9 protein-coding genes are annotated in these 21,608 nt (G+C 57.8%); 2 read left to right on the forward strand and 7 right to left on the reverse strand.

Annotation, left to right across the window (positions count from 1 at the left end):
• Nucleotides 1-167: 167 nt before the first annotated feature.
• Genes E3W21_RS24385 through E3W21_RS24395 form a run of 3 tightly spaced genes read right to left on the reverse strand, consistent with a single transcriptional unit; the run spans nucleotide 168 to nucleotide 14,555 of the window.
• Complete coding sequence (locus E3W21_RS24385) at nucleotides 168-701, reverse strand: hypothetical protein (protein ID WP_134422140.1); 534 nt, start codon at nucleotides 699-701, stop codon at nucleotides 168-170.
• The gene (locus tag E3W21_RS24390) at nucleotides 698-12,823 is read right to left on the reverse strand and encodes a filamentous hemagglutinin N-terminal domain-containing protein (protein ID WP_134422141.1); all 12,126 of its coding nucleotides are present in this window, start codon (nucleotides 12,821-12,823) and stop codon (nucleotides 698-700) included. Before E3W21_RS24390 ends, E3W21_RS24385 begins: the two co-directional genes overlap by 4 nt.
• Before the next feature lie 25 nt (nucleotides 12,824-12,848).
• Nucleotides 12,849-14,555, reverse strand: a complete 1,707-nt coding sequence (locus tag E3W21_RS24395) for a ShlB/FhaC/HecB family hemolysin secretion/activation protein (RefSeq protein WP_134422142.1) — start codon at nucleotides 14,553-14,555, stop codon at nucleotides 12,849-12,851.
• 199 nt (nucleotides 14,556-14,754) lie between these two features.
• On the opposite strand from E3W21_RS24395, the gene E3W21_RS24400 reads away from it, so the two are divergent.
• Complete coding sequence (locus E3W21_RS24400) at nucleotides 14,755-15,030, forward strand: hypothetical protein (protein WP_134422143.1); 276 nt, start codon at nucleotides 14,755-14,757, stop codon at nucleotides 15,028-15,030.
• Nucleotides 15,031-15,100: 70 nt separating this feature from the next.
• On the opposite strand, the gene E3W21_RS24405 is transcribed toward E3W21_RS24400, so the two are convergent.
• A complete protein-coding gene (locus tag E3W21_RS24405; RefSeq protein ID WP_008153197.1) occupies nucleotides 15,101-16,447 on the reverse strand; it encodes a DEAD/DEAH box helicase in 1,347 nt (448 codons plus the stop codon).
• A 193-nt stretch (nucleotides 16,448-16,640) separates the two neighbouring features.
• Between E3W21_RS24405 and E3W21_RS24410 the strand changes: the two genes are divergently transcribed.
• Nucleotides 16,641-17,939, forward strand: coding sequence for a mechanosensitive ion channel family protein (locus E3W21_RS24410; RefSeq protein ID WP_134422144.1), 1,299 nt, complete (start codon nucleotides 16,641-16,643; stop codon nucleotides 17,937-17,939).
• 40 nt (nucleotides 17,940-17,979) lie between these two features.
• Here E3W21_RS24410 and E3W21_RS24415 read toward each other — a convergent pair whose 3' ends face one another.
• The 3 genes from E3W21_RS24415 to E3W21_RS24430 all read right to left on the reverse strand — a co-directional run bounded on the left by E3W21_RS24415 (nucleotide 17,980) and on the right by E3W21_RS24430 (nucleotide 21,352).
• A complete protein-coding gene (locus E3W21_RS24415; RefSeq protein ID WP_134422145.1) occupies nucleotides 17,980-19,455 on the reverse strand; it encodes a S41 family peptidase in 1,476 nt (491 codons plus the stop codon).
• A 65-nt stretch (nucleotides 19,456-19,520) separates the two neighbouring features.
• Entirely contained in the window at nucleotides 19,521-20,387 is an 867-nt protein-coding gene (locus E3W21_RS24420) for a carboxylate/amino acid/amine transporter (RefSeq protein WP_134422146.1), read from the reverse strand.
• A 365-nt stretch (nucleotides 20,388-20,752) separates the two neighbouring features.
• The gene (locus E3W21_RS24430) at nucleotides 20,753-21,352 is read right to left on the reverse strand and encodes an FMN-dependent NADH-azoreductase (protein ID WP_134422147.1); all 600 of its coding nucleotides are present in this window, start codon (nucleotides 21,350-21,352) and stop codon (nucleotides 20,753-20,755) included.
• Nucleotides 21,353-21,608 lie beyond the last annotated feature (256 nt).

Raw genomic sequence — 21,608 nt, forward strand, 5'->3', positions numbered from 1 at the left:
CGTGAGAAAATCGAGGGTCTCAGAGATTGATTTATTCTCTGGCCATCGGCAATAAATAAATTCGTCCCATTTACACCCCTGCATTGAATAAAGCAGGACAGCCTTCATTACAACTGCCACCATCGAAATCAAACATAAACTTTTTTCACTCATATAAATCACCACAACTAATAGCGAATCCACTTCCCCGTATGTATTAATTTCGGGCTATTACAATCAACCAAATAAAGCCATTCTGGGTCATGCCCTACCGTACCAACCAAGACACCTAGCGTGTCAGGATGATTGGGCATCGCACCAGAGTGGACGGCCCCTATATAACTGCCTTCACCCTGAGGATTGTGCAGTTGAAAACGTAATGAGCCGTCAACATTATAGATCGCAGCGTTATTAGGGAAATCAAAAAACCAGGGAGCTTCGGGGCAGCTAAATTTTGAAGGCTCCTTATCAAAAACCACCAAAACACCAGTTCTATCAGGCAGTATACAAGGGGTACCAGCAACAGAAACCTGGACTGCCGCCCCCCCTTCAGAAACTATAAATCTCACCACCTTCACGACTGGACTAACCTTCACATATCTGAGGTGTTCCATTTCAACTTCAAAATCAGTTCTGCCACCCTGCCAATCATAGAACTCCTCAAAGACTGTTCCATCAGCATGCGTCACCTCACTCCTTACACATGCAATAAGACTATTCATTTCAACAACCTCAGACTGCCAATATCAACATTATAGAACTCAGGGTTTGTACGAGGAGTTTTATCCATAAAATTGACTTGATTTGCTCCACCCTGCAGCCTTATTTTTTGATTGGCATCCCACATGTCACCAGCGGCACCCTCACGAACCCCAACACCTGGCTTTATAGTAAATTCAACCTTATACAAGTCACCATCTTTAAATTCGCTAGAAATAGCCAGTTTATTTCTAACGTCATCTATCGAGTTTACCGGAGAGTCTGTTGCCCAGCCTCCTAGAGAAGATGCCGGATTTGATCCTACTTTTTCGCTGTTACGCATAGCGTCGTATTGTCTCTGATCTATAACCATAGTCATGGTACGCGGCTGTTCTAAAACCTTATCGGTCACTATTGTTCCTTCCTTCCAGGCCGCGCGTTGTGTTCCCCAATAGGGAAGTTCTACCCCACCCGCTTGCTCCGTCAAGAGCAGATCATTCGCCTTTTTCTCATCATCGACACGCGGAAGGCCATCACGGTCTGTCACCTGCCCTGCGTTGATGTTCTCCGCACGATGCTCCATTCCTGGAACAAAGTCACGCTGTGCAGACGGCCCAAACCCTTCCGCATCGCGTGTAGCGTTCAACTCGATGAGACGCTTCTCTAATACTGTCTTCTCAGCCTTCGCCAACGCATCACGAGTGGCCAACTCCTTCAGAACCGCAAGAAGAGTGCCTTTGGTGGCCTTGCCGGGAGGTAGCATCTCAACGAGCAACTCGAGGTCAATGTTCGAGTTCAACCCACCCGTCGCGTATTCACGGAACATTCTCCATTGATCGGCACTGAGTTCAGCGTCGCTATTGATGGCTCCTATTTCACGCAACCGTTTGGTAGCGACTGACTCTCCATATTGATCAATCCACTTGTCGGGCACGACTCCCAAGCCATCTGGAGAATTTATTAGAGTTGTATTACTGGTGGAATTAAACAGCTGCGAGTCTTTGTATTGGTTACTCGTTGAAGTAAACGCGTATACCTTTTCCCCATTCGCTACGATTGGCGCTCCATCCGCAAAAGTCAGGAGAACTTTTTCACTTTGTAGCTGCTTAACGACCTCACCGGCCAGCTTCAAATCAGACGTGACACGAATGCCCTCAGGATTATTTTTACCGTAGCTACTTAAAATCGCTTGCAGCTGAGCGTTGTCTTCTTCATCTATTTGCCCGCCGGACGCGAACTCAAGCAAAATGCTCCAGCTAATACCCGTTTTGCTTTTACCAACAGTTGAGTCCAGGTTTGCGGCTTCTTTGGACAACCGCTCTTTCTCAAGAACATGGAGCTTACGGTTGTATGACTGCGCACTCCCGGCTATCTCTGAACCTACTGAAACATTGCCACCGGCAGCAGCCGCGGCCACAAGACCAACTAGCTTAGAAGCTGCGTTGACCAGTCGATCATGTTCAATAGGGTCCTTCCCACTCAATAGGTCACTTTTATCAAGCATCGAAATAAGTGCTTCGTTTGCCCCAGCGGCAATGGCCCCGGTTTTAAAATCCGCACCCATAGCCTCTGAAACAAGCCCGCCAATAACAGCATGCAAAGCAGTTTTCCCGAGACCGCTTTCCTCAAGATTTAACTTTGCCCCAAGGTCTCCGGCACCGGTAAACGCAACGGCTTGAAGTACATTGAAAAGGCTGCCCTTAATCGCATCGTTGAACTCCCCCTGCCCAAGCGCTTCGGACAACGCTCCGCGTACGGCTCCACCAGCGAGCTGGATGGTTCCGAAGCGCGCCAACGCTGCTGGGTCACTTAGGTGAGGAGCGATGCTCGGTCCGGTTACCTTATTGGTGAACGCATCAGTTTGCGCCCCAAACCAGTTCCCGCTTGCATAGTTGATAAAGCCAGCGCTTGCCCCTGCAATAAGCGCTTGTTTCATGCTGTCACTGCTAAATGTTTCTTTAAATGCAGCACCCAAATTGCCCTTGTTGTTGATCGTGCTGACTGCCGCAGTGCCAGCCATTGAGGTCAACATGCCCGCCGCGATCACATTACCCAGTCCCGCCGCCGTGGCTGCGGTGGCAGCACTCGTCGCCGTTGCCGCGGTGGCTGCAGAAGCGGCTGCCATGGTCCCACCGGCGGTAGCGCCCATGGCGGTACTGGCGGAAGCCACCGCGGCACTCGCCGCCCCCGCCGTCAGCACGGTGACGATGATAATGATCGCCAGCATCGCCCCTTGGCCGAGGCTGGATTGGTCGTATTTGAAGGACTCGTGAGTTTCCTTCACCAACTGCCAATCTACGTCGCCGCGCTTTTCTGCTTCCTTGAGCCAGGCCAGTTGTGGATCGACCTTTACCATCGCATCAATGGTTTGACTGATGCTTTTCTGGTCAATGTGCTTGAGGTCGACCTTCAAGCCATCGACTGCTTTGATAACGAGATTTCCCTGAGCAATCAGTTGGCTCTGACGCAGGGTTTCGTCTGTGTTGCCTTTACCCTTGGCGCTGTTCCAGGCGAGGTCGCTGCTGCTCTTCTCATGGCTTTCCTGGTGAAGGTCCTTCACGCCTTCAAACGTAATATTCCCCCCACTGTCCAACATGATGTCCTTGCCACTCTCCAGCTTCGCCACCTGATACCGCTGGTCCCCACCGCTGACCAAGGTCAGGTTGCCCCCGGCGGTAATTTCACTGCCGATGTTTTTCACATCGGTCACTTCATCGCGCTGGGTTTTCTTACTGCCCCAACCGCCTTTTTTCTTCATGTCGTACAGCGAGTAGTCGCTGTCTTGTGCGGCGAGCAGTTCAAGGTTTTCGCCGGCAACCAGGTAGGCTTCGTCGCCGGCGTTGATGCGGCTGGAGATCAGGGTCAGGTCTTTACCAGCGCTGAGGACAACGTCGCCACCGGCTTTTAGGTCGGTACCGACCTGGCTTACATGGTCTTTCTGACTGGTGATTTTCTTGCTCTTGGAGAACGAGTGACTCTCATCCGCCGCAGACGCCAGGGAGAGGTTTTGCCCGGCGTCCATGCTGAGGTTGCGCTTGGCTTCAATCTGGCTGGCGATGGCGGTCAGGTCGCGACCGGCCCTGACGCTGAGGTCGCGGCCGGTGGTGATTTCGCTGCCGTGTTGGGTGATGGTTTCGCGCAGGAAGCGGCTGCGGGTTTCGCTGTTTTGCTCTTCCACTGCGACGAGGTTGGCATCGCGGCCTGCGTTGATGGTGGTGTCGCGTTTGGCTTGCAGTACGCCACCGGTGTTGTTGAGGTCGCGCCCGGCGTTGAGGGTCAGGTCGTTGGCGGCTTCGATGCGCGCGGCGCTGTCGAGGAAGTCGTGACGGTCCTTCAGATCGCCGCTGGCGCTCTGGTGCGAGGTGACGGTGCGTTCGTTGATCAGGTCGCCACGCAGGGTGGTCAGGCTGACGTCGCGACCGGCGATGATGCCGCCGGTCTTGTTCACCAGGTTGTTGCCGGCCAGCAGGTCAAGACGATTGCCGGCCTCGATCAGACCGCTGTTGACCAGGTCGTTGCCCGCCGAGGCCGACAGATTGTTGCTGGCGCGCAAGGTGCCAGCATTGATCAGGTCTTTGCCGGCAATCAGGGACACGTCCTTGCCGGCGATCAGGGCGCCGTTGGAGGCCAGGCGTTGGTTGGCATTGGCCAGGTAAAGCACCGGCACCAGTACTTTTTCGCCGTTGACCTCATGCTCTTCGAGCCAGACGATATCGTGGGTCAGCGCGGCCACTTGTTGCGAAGTCAGGGTGACACCCACCGCCAGGTCCAGCTGCTGCTTGCTGACGATGGCGTTGTTCATCAGGTATTTGAACAAGCCTTCGTCGGAGGTCTGGCCATTGATGAATCGCTGGCCGGTACGGGCCACCACCGCTTGCTGGACCAAGCGTTGTTCATAGAGGCCATCGCCCAGTCGTTTGGCGCTCTTGTCCGGATCGTAGCCGAGGTTGGACAGCAGGTAATCCGAGCTCATGAATTGCTTGAGGTCGGTGAGCACCGGGTTGGTTTCGATCAGGTACTTGTGCGGATTGGACGGGGGGATTGCCGACGGCAACCCCTGAACCCGGGCAATAGTCTGGTTCTGTGAGCCAAGGCTGGTACGGTTAGCCAATGGCAGGTTGGCGCTGGCGCCGTCCGCCGGGATCGTCGTGACAAAGCTCGGTAAGCTGACATCGACGCCGACACTCTGCCGGGCAATGGCGTCCAGCTGACGCTCGCTGGCGGCCACCGCGGCCACGTCACCTACTTGAATGACGCGCCCCTGGCTGACCGGCAGTTGTTGCGTGTGCTGCGCCAGGCTCAGGCTGGCGCTGCCCATGGTCCAGCTTTGCGGTGCAACGTTGGCCTGGGTCGGCGCGGTAGCGCTCGCACCCTGGCCACTGAGCCGGAACATGCCGTTTTGCCCGGCAGGCAAGTTGAAGCCCGGCAACGTCAACGGGTTGACCTGTTGCTGCGCCAAATCTGGCGGTAGCTGGGAGTTGATGTAGATAGGGGTCGAATACTGGCTGCCGACGCTGGTGTCGCCGGTTTTCTTGCCGCCACCGACGTACGCGTAGTAGCCGCGCACCACGCTGTTGTTGATGTTTTGCGAGGCGGTGAGCTGGACGGCAGCACCGGACTGAATGATTGCGTCGTAGGTCAGGCCGCTGCCCGGCAGGTCATGGCTCTTGACCGAGATCGTGCCGCCTGTCATCAGTTTGTTGAAGGCGGCCATGTCCGCCTCAAAGGTGGCGGAAACTTTTCCTTTGTTATTGGCGTTGAATTTGGCGACGGCCTTTTTCGCACCCTTGAACTCGTAAACGTGGTTGTACTTGATGGAGATCGTTTCCAGGTCCTTGGACTCGACCCCCAGGTTTTCGATGCTCGCAGCATTGATCGCCAGGTCACCCGAGGCGGCAATGGAACTGCTCTGGTTACTCAACTGTTGGGCACCGATGTTCAGTCGACCGCCGCTCATGATGCTCGATGCATCACTGCTTTCACTTACGATCAATCGATCACGTTCAGTGACCTGCCAGACCGCATTGCGTCGCCCGCCGCTGCTCTTGACATGGCATTTGCCAAACGGCGCGCAAGGGATTTCATGAATTTCGGCAAAGTACTTCTCATGGCCTGAAACGGTCAGGATGTCCCGCACGTTTTTGACCGTCATGGCCCGAATGGTAAGGTCGCCGACGCTTTCAATCGAACCCGAACGGTTCTCCAGCAGGCTCGATTGCGCTTGCCCGGCATTCGCCGCAATCAACAAGCGGCCCATGCTGTAGACCTCGGCGTAGCGGTTGTTGAAGGTGTTGGCCAACAACTGCATGTCACCGCCGCTGGAAATCAGGCTGTGTTCGGTGGCGCTGATCCCGGCGTTGAGCAAGTCCCCGGTTGTTAGAGTCATGCCCTGGCCGCTGGCGAGGGTCCCGCGGTTGCTGATACTGCCCGCGTCGATCATCAGCGCGCCGCGTGAGCTCAGACGGCCGAAGTTGTTCAGTTGCCCGCCGACGTTGATGCGCGTATCGCCGCCGCCCGCCAGGCTGGCTGCACTTGGCAGGTTCAATTGCGCCGCACCGAGGGTGAGATCGCCCTGGCTGCTAAGGCGCCCGGTGCCTCCGTAAACCCCGGTCAGTTGCAGGTTCAAGCTGCCGTCACTGGCAATCAGGCCATCGTTGGTCCAGTTACCGCCGCTACCTTCAAGACGCTCGGAGGTCAGCAACTGACCGCTGGCGCTCTGGTAGAAGTTGTTGACGTTGACCTTCAAGCGCCCGGCCTGGATGACGCTACTGTTGGACCATGAGTCCGCGTTCAGTGTCATGCCGCCGCGGGTGACGAGGGTGCCGCCGGCACCGAGGATGTTGGCGGTGGTCATGTCGAACTCACCGGTGCCGGAATGCAACACGCTACCGCCGACGTTCTGAAAGCCACCAACGGCCAGGCTCAGGTCGGTGTTGACCACCTCGAGTCGACCATTGCGGTTGTCGAACAGGCCGCCGATCTGGAACGCGGTTTTGCCCGCGCCGCCGGTGGCGCGCACTTGGCCATTGCGGTTATCGAGACTGCTGGCGCGAACCGCGAGATTGCTGTCGCTTTCGATGATGCCTTGCTGGTTGTTGAGGGCGGCGTTGAGGCTCAAATCAATCAGTTGGCCGCCTATCTGACCGGCCGTGTTATCCAGCCCGTTAGCGTTGATGCGTATCTGGCCGCCGGACAAAAGTGCGCCGTTGCGGTTGTTCAAGTCAGCGGTGTGGACGGAGGCATCGGCAGTGCGCGCAGCGATGCGGCCGCCGTTGTTGTCCAGTCCGGCCAAGGCTCGCAGCGTCAGGCGCTGGGCTTCGATCATCCCGCCCTGACGGTTGTTGTTCAGGTCATAACCGTTGCGCAGCACGCCGGAGACCTTGGCCTCCAGCGCACCCTTGATGCTCGACAACGCGCCACCGCGGTTGTCCAGGTTGGTGGCGCTGAGCATCAGGTCTTCGTCCTGGACGATGATCTTGCCGCTCTGATTATCGACGTCGCCGAGAATCTCCAGATTCAAGGCTTTCTGGCTTTGGATCGCGCCCTTTGCGTTATCGAGGCTGGCGGCCTTGAGGATCAGGCCAGCGTCACGGCTGTAGATCAGACCGCCATTGCTGTTGCGCACCGCGCCCGCGAGCGTCAGCGTCGTTTGCTCATTGGCGGCGACGGTGCCGTGATCGCGGTTGTCCAGGCTGTCCGCGGTCAGAGTCAGCAGGCGCTGGCTCATCAGCTTGCCGCCACGGTTGTCGATCTGCGCCGCGTGCTTGAGCAGCAGCGCCCCATTGCTGTTAAGAACCCCCTGAACGTTGCTTAGGTTGCCCAGCAAATCGAGGTTGATAGCGCCCTTGCCCGAGAGCGTGCCAGCGCTATTGTCCAGGCTGCTCGCGGTGATATCCAGGTCTTGCAGCGCGCTGATTTTGCCGGCGTGATTGTTAAGGTTGGCAGCGTGCACGTTGAGGGTGCCATCGCTGTCGATCTGCCCGCCGTCGGCGTTGTTCAGGTCACCGGCGATGTTCAGTTGCTGGCTGCCGAGGCTGGAGACCACCCCGCCGTTGCTGTTGTCCAGGCTGGCGGCGGTGAGCTTGAGGGTGCCATTGCTGACCAGCGCCCCGGCATTGCTGTTGAGCGCGGTGCCTTTGAGGTCGACGTTCAGGTCGCCGTACTTGCTCGAGAGCGTACCGTGGTTGCGGTTATCCAGGCTGGTCGCTTCGACCCCCAGGCCTTGCAGGCCTGAAATCAGACCGTTCTGGTTGATCAACTGGGCAACCGTGAGGCCGAGTCGGGCGTCGCTGAGTAGCTTGCCGCCGCTGTTGTCCACGTTGCGTGCGAGCAACGTGATCCCCTGCCGGCTGGACAGTTCGCCGTTCTGGTTTTTCAGATCGCGCAACTGGTTGATGGTCAGCGGGCCTTGGGCCGTCAACCGGCCCTGGCGGTTGTCCAGATCGCCACCGGCCAGGTTCAACGTCAGGGCGCTATCACCCAGCAAACGTCCACCAACCTGGGTGAGTGCATTCAGGTTCAGGGTCATGTCGCCGTTGGCCGAGACTTCACCCGAGGCGCTCGAGTCCAACGAGGTCGCGTTGAGATTCAACGTGCCCTTGCTGTTGATCAGGCCAACGGCGCTGTTGTCCAACGCCATCGCCGACAGGGTAACGGCGGTGCCGCCCAACAGGCTGCCGCCACGATTGTTCAGGTCCGCACTGCGGATGTTCAGCCCGTCGATGGCCTGGATAAGTCCTTGGTTCTGGTTGACCAGGGTCCCGTGCACCGCGAGCTCAAGATCGCCGCGGCTGGTGAGGTTGCCCGCGGTGTTGTCCAGGCTGGCAGCGCTGACCTTTAGGGCAGCGGCCGCGATCTGGCCTTTGATCGACGTCAGGGTGTCGCTGATGTGCAGCGTCAACGCCTGGTTGCTGAGCAGTTTGCCGCCGTCGTTGTTCAGTCGATTGGCGACCACCTGAAAGGCTTCGTCGCTGGAAATTTCTCCGTTCCGGTTATCGACACCGTCGAGGTGAGTGAGCAGCAGTTGACCCGGCGCGTGGATGAAACCGCCCTGGTTGTTCAGTTGCCCGTGATTCAGGTCCAGGCTCAGGGACTGGTTGCTGAACAGCTTGCCGTCTTGCTGATCAAGCCCGCTGACACTCGCAGTCAGGGCCTTTTCGCTGGCGATTCGGCCTTGATGATTGGTCAACTGCGCCGTGCGCAAGTCCAGGGTATCGCCGCTGTCGAGGCTGCCGTTCTGGCTGTTATCGAAATCGCCGGTATGAACCTGCGCCACGCCTTTGGCGCTGATCACCCCGTGCTCACGGTTGTCGAGGCTGGCGCTACGCAGCACGAGAGCCGCATCAGTCACCACCTTGCCGCCAACGTTGGTGAGGGCACCCTTGGCGCTGAGATCCAGGGCTTCGGCACTGGTGAGCGCGCCACCGCTGTTATCGATGGCATCCGCCTTGAGGTTGAGCTCGCGCTGGCTGTTGATCTTGCCCTGCTGATTGCGCAGGTCACCCGACAGATCGAGGCTCAGGTGCTGTTGACTCTTGAGCTGGCCGTTGCGGTTGTCCAGATGCTGGCCAGTGAGCGCCAGGCCCGAGAGGCTATTCAATAAGCCACCGTTGGTGTTCAGGACCTCACCAACATTCAAGCGCAGATCGCTCGCCTCGATCAGGCCTGCGTCGCTGTTGTTCAGGTGCGAACCGTCAACGGTGAGGGTGCCGGTCTGGCTGGAGAGTTCGCCACCTCGGTTATCGATGGCGTCGATTTTGAGTGTCAGCGCTTTTGTCGCGCCTACCAGTCCGTCCTGACGGTTATCGAGGGTCGAACCGGTGAGATCCAGGGCGCCGGTGGCGATCATCTGACCGTTTTGATTGTCCAGTGTGTTGACCGTCGCGCGCACATCCAGCTTACCGGTGATGTGCCCTGCACGGTTATCGAGACTGCCGGCCGCCAGCAGTAATTCACCATCAGCCGCGACAGTGCCGCGCTGGTTATCAAAGCCGTTGACCACGTTCAGATCAAGGGCGCCGCGGCTGCTGATCAACCCGTCGGTGTTGCTCAGTCGTTCTCCGTGACTGTCGAGGATGCTGGCAGAAATCAGTCCTTTGGCATCATTCAACAACTGTGCGACACGCAGACTCAGGCGTTGCTCGCTGATCAGTTTGGCGCCGGTGTTATCGAGGCTTTGCGCAGCCAGTGTGAAGGCCTGGGCGCTGGAGATTTCGCCCTTCTGGTTGTTGACGTCCTTGAGGTTGTTGAGCACCAACGGGCCCGTGGCATGGACGTACCCGCCCTGATTGTTCAACTGCCCGTGGTTCAGGTCCAGGCGCAGGCCGGCCTTGCTGAACAGCTCCCCGCCTTGCTGACTGAGGCCGGTGACGCTGGCGGTAAGGTTGCCCTCGCTGCTGATGGTTGCGCCATCGCTATTGCGCACCTCAGTGGCGGTGAGCTCCAGGGTGTCCCCACTGATCAGCCGTCCACCCTGATGGTTATCTAAGCGGGTGGTGGTGACGCGGGTGGCGGCCTTGCCGGACAACAGCCCCTTCTGGCTGTTATCGAGTCTGCCCGTGGCCAGTGTCAGGGCTTTGTCCGAGGTGACCGTGCCGCCCTGGTTCAACAGCACACCCTTGCTGGTAATAGAGACATCATCGGCGCTGCTCAACTTCGCGGCACTGTTGTCGATCTGACCGGCCTGGAGCGTCAGGGAGCGGTCGCTGCGGATCAGTCCCCGAGTGTTGTCGAGTGCCTCGTCGAGCGTGATGTTCAGCGTCTCGCGGCTGTCGATCACCCCGTCGGTGTTGTCCAGATGAGTACCGGTAATGCGGCTGGTGCTGCGGCCCTGGATCAGGCCGGTGGTCTGGTTGATCAGGTGGCCGACTTTCAGCACCAGATCGCCACCAGCCAGCAATCGCCCACCGTCGCTGTTGTTGAGGTGCTCCGCGTTGAGGGTCAGCCCCAAGGTGCTGGACAGTTTGCCGGCGCGATTGTCGATCTGCTGAACATCGATTTTCAGCGCTTTTGTCGCAGCGACCAGACCGTCCTGGCGGTTATCGAAGGTGGCGCCGGCCAGGCTCAGGTTGCCCTGGGCGACCAGTGCGCCGCCTTGTTGTTGCAACAGACCGATGATAGCGGTGAGGTCGCTCTGGCTGGAGATCCGCCCCGCCGTGTTTTGCACTTCATCGGCTTTGAGGGTGACCGGGCCCACGGCACTCAGCAGGCCCCCGCTATTGTCCAGGCGAGTACCGTCATAGGCGATGCCGGCCTTGCCGCTGATCAAGCCCTTGTCGCGGTTATCCAGTTGGCCAATCTGCAGTTTCAGATGCTTGTCGGCCTGGGTCACTCCGCCGCGATTATCGGCCGAGTCGCTGCTGACGGTCAGCGTGTCTTTGCCGGTGACTTTGCCCCCGCGATTATCGAGGCTGCCGGTGCGTACATCGATTGCGCCTTTGGCGGTGATTTCGCCCTTGTTCCGGTTATCCAGCAAACCGCCGATGCGCGCGGTGAGGCTACCGCCGCTGACCACCACGCCTTCGTCACGGTTGTCGAGGCTGGCGGCTTTAAGGTCCAGCGCCTTGCCCGTGCCCAGCACACCATCGCGGTTATCCAGCGCGCCGCTGAGGTCGATGTTCAAGCCAAGGTCACCCAGGACCTGGCCGTTGCGGTTGTTCAGTGTGATCGCGTTGAGCCGGGTGATGCTGGTACTGGAAATCTCGCCGTTGCTGTTGTTCAGCTGACCGATAGTGCCCGTCAAATTGCCCGTGCTGTTGATCACGCCTTTGGCGTTGAGCACCTGATTGGCCGCGATGTTCAGCGCGCCCGTGCTCAACACCCGTCCATTGTTTTGGTTATCCACCGTCCCGGCGGTGATGTTGGTGCTTTGCCCGCTCAGCGTGCCGCCCTGGTTGCTCAAGGTCTGTGCGGTATTCACCGTCAGATTACGGCTGGCCACCACGCTTTTTCCGGTGTTGTTGAGGCTCTGCGCGGTCAGGCTCACATCGCCGCTGGCGTTGCGGCTGCCGTCGGTGTTGACCCCGGCTTCGAGGATGCCGTTGTTGGTCAACTGCCCGCCAGCGCTCAGGGTGATGCTGTCGCGGGCGGCGAGGGTTTGCTGGTTGCTCAGGTTGCCTTGGGTTTGTACGTTTAGCGCCGTGCCCGCATAGACCGGACCGCGTGCATCGAGACTGGCAGCTTTGACATTGACCGCGCCGTTAGTCGCCGAGGTGTCGACCAGACTCAAGTGGCCGTTGGCATCGAGCTGAATATCGCCACCGCTGGCGATGAGTTTGCCGTCGAGTTTCACCCCGACACCCGACTCGGTGCCGACCAGTTTGATCGCCCCGGCGTACATCCCGCCCAGCGCCGACGAGTCGATGGCCAATTGCGGTTTGGCACTGCCGTCATCGGCGCGAGCGGTAGCATTGAGGCTCTGCGCATTGACATCGTTGCGACCGGCGACAATCGTCAGGTTCTTCGCCTGAATCTCGGCATTGATCTTCGCGCTGCGGGTGATGATTTCGAAGCGGTCGACGTTGCTGGCGTTCAGCCGGGAGCCGTCGATGGAGACGCTGCCCTGATCGACCTGGAAGCGGTCCAGTCGACCGTTGTCCAGCACCGGTTTACCGGTGGTGAGGGTCACGCGCGGAGTGTTGATGAAACCGCAACCGTTGCAACTGATGCCATACGGGTTGGCGACGATCACTCGCGCCGACTGTCCCGCCACTTCGGTGTAACCGCGCAACTGGCTCGGGCTGCCGCCGACCACTTCGTTGAGGATGGTTTGCGCCGCGATCCGGTTGGTCAGGTTGGGGTTGCCGACGATGATGCCGCCCAGTTGTGTCGCACCGGTCTGCGCGGCGACGTTGTTGAGGATCACACCCTGGGTGCCGACGTTGTAATCGTGGAACTGGTTATGCGACAGCCCGGTGCCATTCGGCGTGGCGATATTGACGATCGGCACCCCGTTGCCCGCCTGACCGAGACTGGTGCCCGGCGTGGCCACAACGATCCCCTCGGCCTGGGCCCACATTGGTTGCCAGAACATCACGTTGGCCAACAGGAACGCCAACCCGCGCTTGGGCATGCCCCAGAAGTGTTCACGGTTTTTTACGGCAGCAGCGGGTTGGCCGGCCAGAAAGGCCAGTTGGCGAACGTCCATGATCGAATCTCGTTTAAAGCAGAATTTAGAGGAAGAAATCCACGCGGAAATAGATCGGCGCTTCGCGCTCGGTCAGGGTGTCCGGACGTTCCAGGGAATGGGCAAAGGTCACGCTGGCGGCCAGGTGCTGCCCCCGGGCGAACAGCTCCACGGAGTTGCTGGACATGCGCCCGTGCTGATCGCCGTTGTAGCGATCGCCGCGAATCACGCCCTGGTCGTAGCCGAGGCTGGTGCCGTATTCGGCGAACGCCGGGCGGAGCCATTCCAGGGTCACCGGACGGCTCCAGCGCAGGTCGTTGCGCCAGTAGCCGCCGCTGTCGCCGGACAAGGATTGATCCTTGTAACCGCGGATCGACGACTGCCCACCGAGGCTGGTGCGCTGCGGACTGAACAGCACATCTTCGCTGCGCTGGCCAGTCATCAGGCTACTGAAACTGAACGACTCACCCCACACCTTGAACGGTTGCAGGTAGCTCGCGGTGGCTGTGTATTTGCGGTAGCGCGCGTCCGGCTCGCCGGGGCCCGGGTGACCGTTGCCCTGCGCATCGAACGCACCGATGCCTTGCTGCATGCCGAGGTCAATGTTGACGAACGCGCTGCCGACTCGCCGACCGTGGTTGATGCCGAACTGCGCTTCGCTGATGCGGTTGCTGCTCAGCTTGAGCTTGCTGTCTTCGATGAAGTTGTTGGTGCGCAGGTAAGAGAGACCGGTGCTGAGGGATGTCTTGCTCACGGCATCGCGGTGGATCACCCGCTCGGCGCGCAGCTGATGGTTTTCGCTATCGCCGGTCTGCTTGAAATTGAAACCATTGGCTTGAGCCTGCGAGCGGTATTCACTCTGGCTGTAGGTGTAGTTGAAGTTCCACCAGCCCCACGGCAGGTTGTAATTGAGCATCGCGTTGTTGGAGGTGTGCTGGTGATCGGTCATCGCATCGTGACCGCCGCGCAACATCAACTGATCCGCCAAACCCAGCGGGCTGTCCCAATCAAACGTCGTGCCCCACTGCTGCTCGCCGGTGCTGCGCTGGCCGTCGTTGCTGCGGGACAACCCGGCACGCCAGGGCTTTTGCGGGGTGTTCTTGACCAGCACTTCACTGCCGCCGACGTTCTTGCCCGGCGCCAACTCCATCTGCGCCTGATTCGATGGCAAACGGTTGAGCTGATCGACCAGTTGCTCGATTTCCCGCAGGTTGACCAACTCGCCAGTCTTGCCGGGAAAAGCCATGCCCAACTCGCGGTCCGACAGCTTGCTGCCCTGCGCGCCTTTCAAACCTTCGAGCTTGCCTTCGACCACCAGCACCTTTAGATGCCCGCCGGACAAATCCTGCTGCGGCAAGTAGGCACGGCTGGTGACCAGGCCTTTTTCGATGTAGTGGTCGGTGATGACTTTCAGCAGTTCGTTGAGCTGCGTGACGCCTAGGCATTGGCCGATGTACGGCTTGAGCAGACGACTTTTTTCGCTCTCGGAGAGACTGTCGGCGCCTTTGAGCTCGATGTCCTTGATGGGGAAACAACGCGCGTCGGCGGGGGCAGCCGGCTGCGTGGGTTTGGCTTCCTTGCCGGGTAATTCCTTGAGTTCTTCGAGACGCCGACGCTGCTCTTCGAGCAAGCGATCCTGACGTTCGCGGATCAGATCGGTTTCACCGGGGGTGGGGGCGGAGTGAGCAAGATTCAGCGGAGAAAGGCACAGCAAAGCCAGGCACAACCTCGCCACAAGGGCGGGTGGGTACATGTTCGATCCCTCGAATGGAGACTGATAGCACAATAGTGGCGCGATATTAGAGAGCCACTATTCTGGCGTCAATAAATGGTTGGACCCAGAAGGCGTAATCGACGAGGGGCACCACCTAAACCGGCTGATCACGAGTGAACTTTCACAACCTCGCGGCCTCAACCGATTAACCGCCCGACACGGAACCGAGGCCACCCCAATGAAAACCCTGCTGAAACTCACCCTCGCCGCCACCCTCGCCTGCGCCCTCCCCGCTTGGGCCTGCACCCCCGAGGAAGCCACCGCCAAACGCGAGCAACTGGCCAAGGAAGTCACCAAGCTCACCGAGCAAAATCCGGCCAAGGCCAAGGAAATCAACGATGAGTTGCAGAAGATGGATTTGGGGACGGCGAGCAAGGATCTGCCGGATAAGTGCCAGTTGATCGATCAGCGATTGAAGGAGCTGGAATCAGCGGAGAAGAAAACCGAGGGTTGATCCGGCTCAGGAATCCCAGGCATAAAAAAACCGGACATTGGTCCGGTTTTTTATTGGTCGCTAGAACTGCTTATTCAGCAGCCGGCGCTTCCGGCTTGCGGCGTTTCAGCGGCGCCATGCCGTCCTTGCTGACCAGCGACAGGGCGTCGGTCTTCGGGCGGTTGGCGATCTTGCGTTTGGTCGGGGCCTTGGCGCCGGTTTTCTTCTTGTCGCCTTTGGCGTCGACCTTTTTCTTCTTCACGCCAACGGCTTTGCCCGAGGCCTTGACCTTTTTCGGTCCGCCGTAGGTGCCTTTGACTTCCTTGATGGTGCGGCGCTCGAAGCTCTGCTTGAGGTAGCGCTCGACGCTCGACATCAGGTTCCAGTCGCCGTGGCAGATCAGCGAGATGGCCAGGCCATCGTTGCCGGCGCGACCGGTACGACCAATGCGGTGAACGTATTCGTCGCCGCTGCGCGGCATGTCGAAGTTGATCACCAGGTCCAGGCCTTCCACGTCGAGGCCGCGAGCGGCGACGTCGGTGGCGACGAGGATTTTCACACCGCCCTGCTTCAGACGGTCGATGGCCAGCTTGCGATCCTTCTGGTCCTTGTCACCGTGCAGCACAAACGCTTTGTATTCCTGCGCCACCAAACGGCCGTAGATACGGTCGGCCATGGCCCGGGTGTTGGTGAACACGATGGCCTTCTGATAGGTCTCGTTGGCCAGCAGCCAGTTCACGATCTGTTCTTTGTGCTGGTTGTGGTCAGCGGTGATGATCTGCTGACGGGTGGTCGCATTCAGATCGCTGACGTTGTTGAGCTGCAGGTGCTCAGGGTTGTTCAGCACCTTGGCGACCATCTCGCGCAGGCCCGAACCACCGGTGGTGGCAGAGAACAGCATGGTCTGCTGGCGGTTGGTGCACTCTTCCACCAGACGCTGGACGTCTTCGGCAAAGCCCATGTCGAGCATGCGGTCGGCTTCGTCGAGGACCAGTACTTCGACTTCCTTGAGGTCGAGGTTGCCGGCGTTCAGTTGCTCGATCATCCGGCCCGGCGTACCGATCAGGATGTCCGGCACCTTGCGCAGCATGGCAGCCTGGACCTTGAAGTCTTCACCGCCGGTGATCAGGCCGGACTTGATGAAGGTGAACTGAGCGAAACGCTCAACTTCCTTGATGGTTTGCTGGGCCAGCTCGCGGGTCGGCAGCAGGATCAGGGTCTTGATGCTGACGCGGACTTTAGCCGGGCCGATCAGACGGTTGAGGATCGGCAAAACGAAGGCGGCGGTTTTGCCGCTGCCGGTTTGCGCTGTCACCCGCAGGTCACGCCCTTGGAGCGCCAGCGGAATAGCCGCTGCTTGCACAGGCGTTGGCTCGACAAATTTAAGCTCGGCCACGGCTTTGAGCAGGCGTTCGTGCAGGGCGAATTGGGAAAACACGGGTGCTACCTCGAAGAAATACAAAAAAACAGCTGCATAGGGTAACGGTTTCGAGCGCTAAGGCCGAGTTTCTTTATACAAACGGCGCTAAACAGTGGTTTTTTTGTTGCGTCTTTTGTCCTCAAACGTCATCCAAAGCGCCTTAAATGCTCTAATCGCCCCGTCGCGTCCTACAGAAGAACCGTTTTTACCCATGGATATCAAACAGCTCTGGCTCAACGTCCAAGACCTTTGGGGTGCCCTTGATCAGCACCCGCTCCTGCATTCCAGCCTGGCATTGGTGGTATTGCTGGTGGTTGCACTGGTCCTCGGACGAGTGGCGCGCTACCTCATTCTGCATGCGACCAAAATGCTCGGTCGCCAGCCCGCGCTGCATTGGGTCAACGACTTGCGGCACAACAAAGTGTTTCATCGTCTGGCACAGATGACCCCGTCGCTGGTGATCCAGTTCGGCCTGTACCTGGTGCCGGAGTTGAGCAAGACCAGTCTGATCTTCCTCGGTAACGTCGCGCTGGCGTTCACCATTCTGTTCCTGCTGTTGGCGGTCAGTGCCCTGCTCAGCGCCCTGCTCGACATCTACGCCCGCACCGAACACGCCCGCACCCGCTCGATCAAAGGTTACGTGCAACTGACGAAAATGGTCTTGTACGTGTTGGGCGCGATCATCATCGTCGCCACGCTGATCGACCGCTCGCCGCTGTTGCTGCTGTCGGGTCTGGGCGCCATGTCGGCGGTGATTCTGTTGGTCTACAAGGACACCCTGCTGTCGTTCGTCGCCAGCGTGCAGCTGACCAGCAACGACATGCTGCGGGTTGGCGACTGGATCGAGATGCCGCAAGTCGGTGCCGACGGAGACGTGGTCGACATCACGCTACACACGGTCAAGGTGCAGAATTTCGACAAGACCATCGTTTCGATTCCAACCTGGCGCCTGATGTCCGAGTCGTTCAAGAACTGGCGCGGGATGCAGCAGTCCGGCGGCCGACGGATCAAGCGCAGCCTGTTCATCGACGCCAGTGGCGTGCGGTTTGTGCGCGATGACGAAGAGCTGAAACTTTCTCAGGTTCACCTGCTGACCGACTACATCAGTCGCAAGCAGGCTGAACTCAAGGCCTGGAACGAAGCTCAGGGCAATGTGGCGGCGATGTCGGCCAACCGTCGACGGATGACCAATATCGGGACTTTCCGCGCCTATGCATTGGCGTACCTGAAGAGTCACCCGGAAATCCAGCCGAACATGACCTGTATGGTCCGCCAGATGCAAACCACCGCTCAGGGGATTCCGCTGGAGATCTACTGCTTCACCCGCACCACCGTGTGGGCGGATTACGAGCGGATTCAGGGGGATATTTTCGATTACTTGCTGGCGGTGTTGCCGGAGTTTGGGTTGAGCCTTTATCAGCAGCCCAGTGGCGGGGATTTACGGGCCGGGCTACTGCCGGCGATGCTCGGCGCAAGCCATATTCCCGAGCCGGAAAAACACATCATGTAACACCGGTTTGCTGCGCGCTTGAGGAATGGCGCCGATCCGATCATAAGTTATCAAGAACCCACTTTTGAACTGCTGCTGTATCGTTTATATCCCCATCAAAAACAAATTGGGGATCATAACTTTGATTATTTTCTCGTGTTCGGCCTCTCCATACCTTTAACGGTAGCCAGAACTGGGCACCACTCGGCAGTGTTTGAGAGCCTATATCAATATAAAGTGTATCAGCGCTCGTTGATAAACCAAAATGGACAACCCCCGGAACAGCAAGAACGACGTCCGCAAAGTCTAGACAGGCACTGGCGCAAAATGAGTCAGTAACCAGTGCAAGCTTACCTTTAAAACCTTGGGCATTGATTCCTCTCGAACCCTCTTGATCGACCGAGGAAGTGCTAGGCTGGCGTAACCAGTCTTTCTTCTCGTGAAGTGCGAGCTCCATTGACTTGTATAAACTAAAAACAAATTGATAAGCTTCACTATTTTTTCCATAGTCGCTTTCCATGGTAGTTAGAGCTTTATTGAGCGTTGAGAGTGCAAAAGGAGAAACTCGCCACATCGCATACGCACGAGATGGCTCATCCAAGCTTTTTACCAATTGCGAGCCTAACAGAGCAGAAAGTATTTCAGCGCCAACTAAACTGTTACCGCCGCGATTCCCTCGTGTATCAAGCACAACCAGCTTCGCATCATTGATACTCTTGATGACGTCGAGCATTTTATCGAGGGAAGCATTTTCGGCTGCTGATGGCATAAAATTCGACACATGTATCCAATATTGCCCGCCCCCCAAATTTAGGAGAGCTTGGGGCGGTTGAGGCTGGCGCAGGAAAGCCTCCAATTGCCCACGATCTTCTTGCCACAATAAAGTAAAGCTCTGTCTTTCTCCATTTGGGAGAACAACCAAACAGCTTTTTGATAAGTTTCTCGACAGCACGGGATAGCTGGCATCATCGACAGTTAACTGCTTGGCTAAGTGCAACCAGGTCGAATTTAGATTAAGTCTACGATCAATATAAGGAGATAATTCACTCTCTAGTATCTCGCGGACCGACTTGTCATCACACGATATAACCTTGGAATCAATCGGCGGTAATGGTACAGACCAATTTTTAGCGACGTGTTTTACAACGAAATCCCGCCCCTGCATATCCAAAATAAAACCTGCCCAGGAAGAACTTCCTTGATTAGGTTGATTCACCCCTACGTGTCCATCCTTGAAGCCTGCAATGTAAAAATTCAGCACGGCTTGAGAGTCTTTCCTTGAGTTGACGCGTTTGGACAGCTGACTTGCTTCCAAATAACCCTGTTCAACCCAGCCTGTAAAAGCCTCATTACTACTATCTATAGCGCCTGGATGAGAAGTAACTATCAGTTGTCGCATAGCAGAAAGATCACTGATAGTTAGATCCTTCCAGTCTTTTATATGCGCTTCGCCAGCCAGCACGAAAGGCGAAAAAACAACAAAAAAAAGTGTTAGACACACGTATCTGAAAGAAAATACGTTAGCACTACACGTCATTTAAAATACCAAAAAACTAGATGAATGATGGTCACATAGATGTCATCTGATCATTGCCGCAGTTCCTACACGAATTTGGCTGCGCGTCGGATGCCCAAACGACTGATCCACACCGCCAGCAGAATCACGCCACCGCCAAAGAACAACCGCCCCAACTCTTCATGCTGATTCCAGATCAGCAAATTGATCAACAACCCCACCGGCACATGCAGGTTGTTCATCACCGCGAGCGTCCCGCCGTTCACCAAGCACACGCCCTTGTTCCACCAGTACAACCCGAGCGCAGTCGAGACCAGGCCGAGGAATACCAGCACGCCCCATTGCAGCGGTGCTTCGGGCAGGAAGTTCTGTTTGCCAAACAACAAAAACGCCGGCAACGCCACCGCCAGTGCGCCAAGGTAGAAGTAGCCGAACCGCCGATAATGCGGCAGATCGCTCGGATGGCGCGCCACCAGATGTTTGTACAGGACCTGCCCGGCGGCATAGGTGAAGTTGGCCAGTTGCAGCAGCAGGAAGCCCATGAAGAAATCGGGATTGATCTGGTCGTAGCGAATCACCGCCGCGCCCATCACCGCCACCAGTGCCGCGACCAATGCCCACGGATTGAAGCGCCGGTTCAGCGCGTCTTCGATCAAGGTCACGTGCAGCGGTGTGAGGATGGTGAACAGCAACACCTCCGGCACTGTCAGCACCCGAAAGCTCAGGTACAGACAGACGTAGGTCACGCCGAACTGCAACGCGCCGATCAGCAGCATGCCGCGCATGAACGCCGGTTCAACCGAACGCCAGCGGGTCAACGGAATGAACACCAGCCCCGCCAGTACCACTCGCACCAGCACCGCAAAGTAACTGTCGACATGACCGGCCAGGTATTCGCCGATCAAGCTGAAGGAAAACGCCTGAATCAGCGTGACAAAAAGTAGATAGCCCATGCTCGCCTCGTTTCGAATGGCGGCGACGATAGCGGTTTTTACTCTTCTCTGCGAATCGTCAGGCAACACACAAATCCACTAATGTGGGAGCGGCGGTGCGACGATTCGACTTGCTCGCGAAGAGGGCGTGCCAGTCGGTATCAATGTTGAATGACACACCGCAATCGCGAGCAAGCCCGCTCCCACAGGGGTTATGTGCACGCTCCCGAATCCCGGGCAAAAAAAAGCCCGATCTCGCTAAAGCGTTCAATCGGGCTACAGCACTCAGGAGCAACAAGTGCAAAGGGAGGTTCGATGCGCGTAAAGCCTTGAAGAGGTTGCGCCAGGTCACTTGAACATCAAGGGATTATCTGGCGATTAAAGCCTCAGGCGACGAGGGAAAGCTTGGCGTTGGCCTGGCTCAGGCCTTTCTCCTGGAAGTCACCGCCCAGGTTCATGCCTTCGGCGTGAATGAACGTCACGTCGTGAATCCCGATGAAGCCCATGACCTGACGCAGGTAGGGTTCCTGGTGATCCGCCGGGCTGCCGGCGTAGATCCCGCCGCGCGCAGTCAGCACGTAGGCACGCTTGCCGCTGAGTAAGCCTTGCGGGCCAGTGTCGGTGTATTTGAAGGTCACGCCGGCACGCAGCACATGGTCGAGCCAGGCTTTGAGGGTGCTCGGGATGGCGAAGTTGTACATCGGAGCGGCCATGACCAGCACATCGGCGGCCAGCAGTTCGTCGGTCAACTGGTTGGAGCGTTCCAGGGAAACCTGTTCGATGTCGTTGCGCTGTTCGGCAGCTTTCATCCAGCCGCCCAGCAGGTTGATGTCCAGATGCGGTACCGGGTTGACGGCCAGGTCACGAACGGTGATCTGGTCGTTCGGGTGCGCGGTTTGCCACTGGCTGATGAAGGTCTGGGTCAGTTGACGCGAAACCGAGTCTTGCTGACGAGCGCTGCTTTCGATGATCAGAACGCGGGACATGGGATGTAGCCTCCATCTGAGAATGCTGTAGGTCGATGGAGTGAAGGTTAAACAGAGTTAAATCGATGAAAAAGCGCAAATAACTGCTATAAACCATCAATAAATTCGTTTATAAGCGGAGCATGCCTTGTGGGAGCGGCGGTGCGGCGATCCGACTTGCTCGCGAAGAGGCCGTGTCAGTCGACATCAATGTTGACTGACATACCGCTTTCGCGAGCAAGTCGGATCGCCGCACCGCCGCTCCCACAGGGTTGTA

Source organism: Pseudomonas sp. F01002 (assembly GCF_004402115.1).
Lineage (GTDB): Bacteria > Pseudomonadota > Gammaproteobacteria > Pseudomonadales > Pseudomonadaceae > Aquipseudomonas > Aquipseudomonas frigoris.

Bases quoted from the DNA above. Each gene is read 5' to 3' on its own strand.
- E3W21_RS24420 (WP_134422146.1), bottom strand. From the start codon at position 20,387: ATGGGCTATCTACTTTTTGTCACGCTGATTCAGGCGTTTTCCTTCAGC.
- E3W21_RS24430 (WP_134422147.1), bottom strand. From the start codon at position 21,352: ATGTCCCGCGTTCTGATCATCGAAAGCAGCGCTCGTCAGCAAGACTCG.
- E3W21_RS24385 (WP_134422140.1), bottom strand. From the start codon at position 701: ATGAATAGTCTTATTGCATGTGTAAGGAGTGAGGTGACGCATGCTGAT.
- E3W21_RS24400 (WP_134422143.1), top strand. From the start codon at position 14,755: ATGAAAACCCTGCTGAAACTCACCCTCGCCGCCACCCTCGCCTGCGCC.
- E3W21_RS24395 (WP_134422142.1), bottom strand. From the start codon at position 14,555: ATGTACCCACCCGCCCTTGTGGCGAGGTTGTGCCTGGCTTTGCTGTGC.
- E3W21_RS24390 (WP_134422141.1), bottom strand. From the start codon at position 12,823: ATGGACGTTCGCCAACTGGCCTTTCTGGCCGGCCAACCCGCTGCTGCC.
- E3W21_RS24410 (WP_134422144.1), top strand. From the start codon at position 16,641: ATGGATATCAAACAGCTCTGGCTCAACGTCCAAGACCTTTGGGGTGCC.
- E3W21_RS24415 (WP_134422145.1), bottom strand. From the start codon at position 19,455: ATGACGTGTAGTGCTAACGTATTTTCTTTCAGATACGTGTGTCTAACA.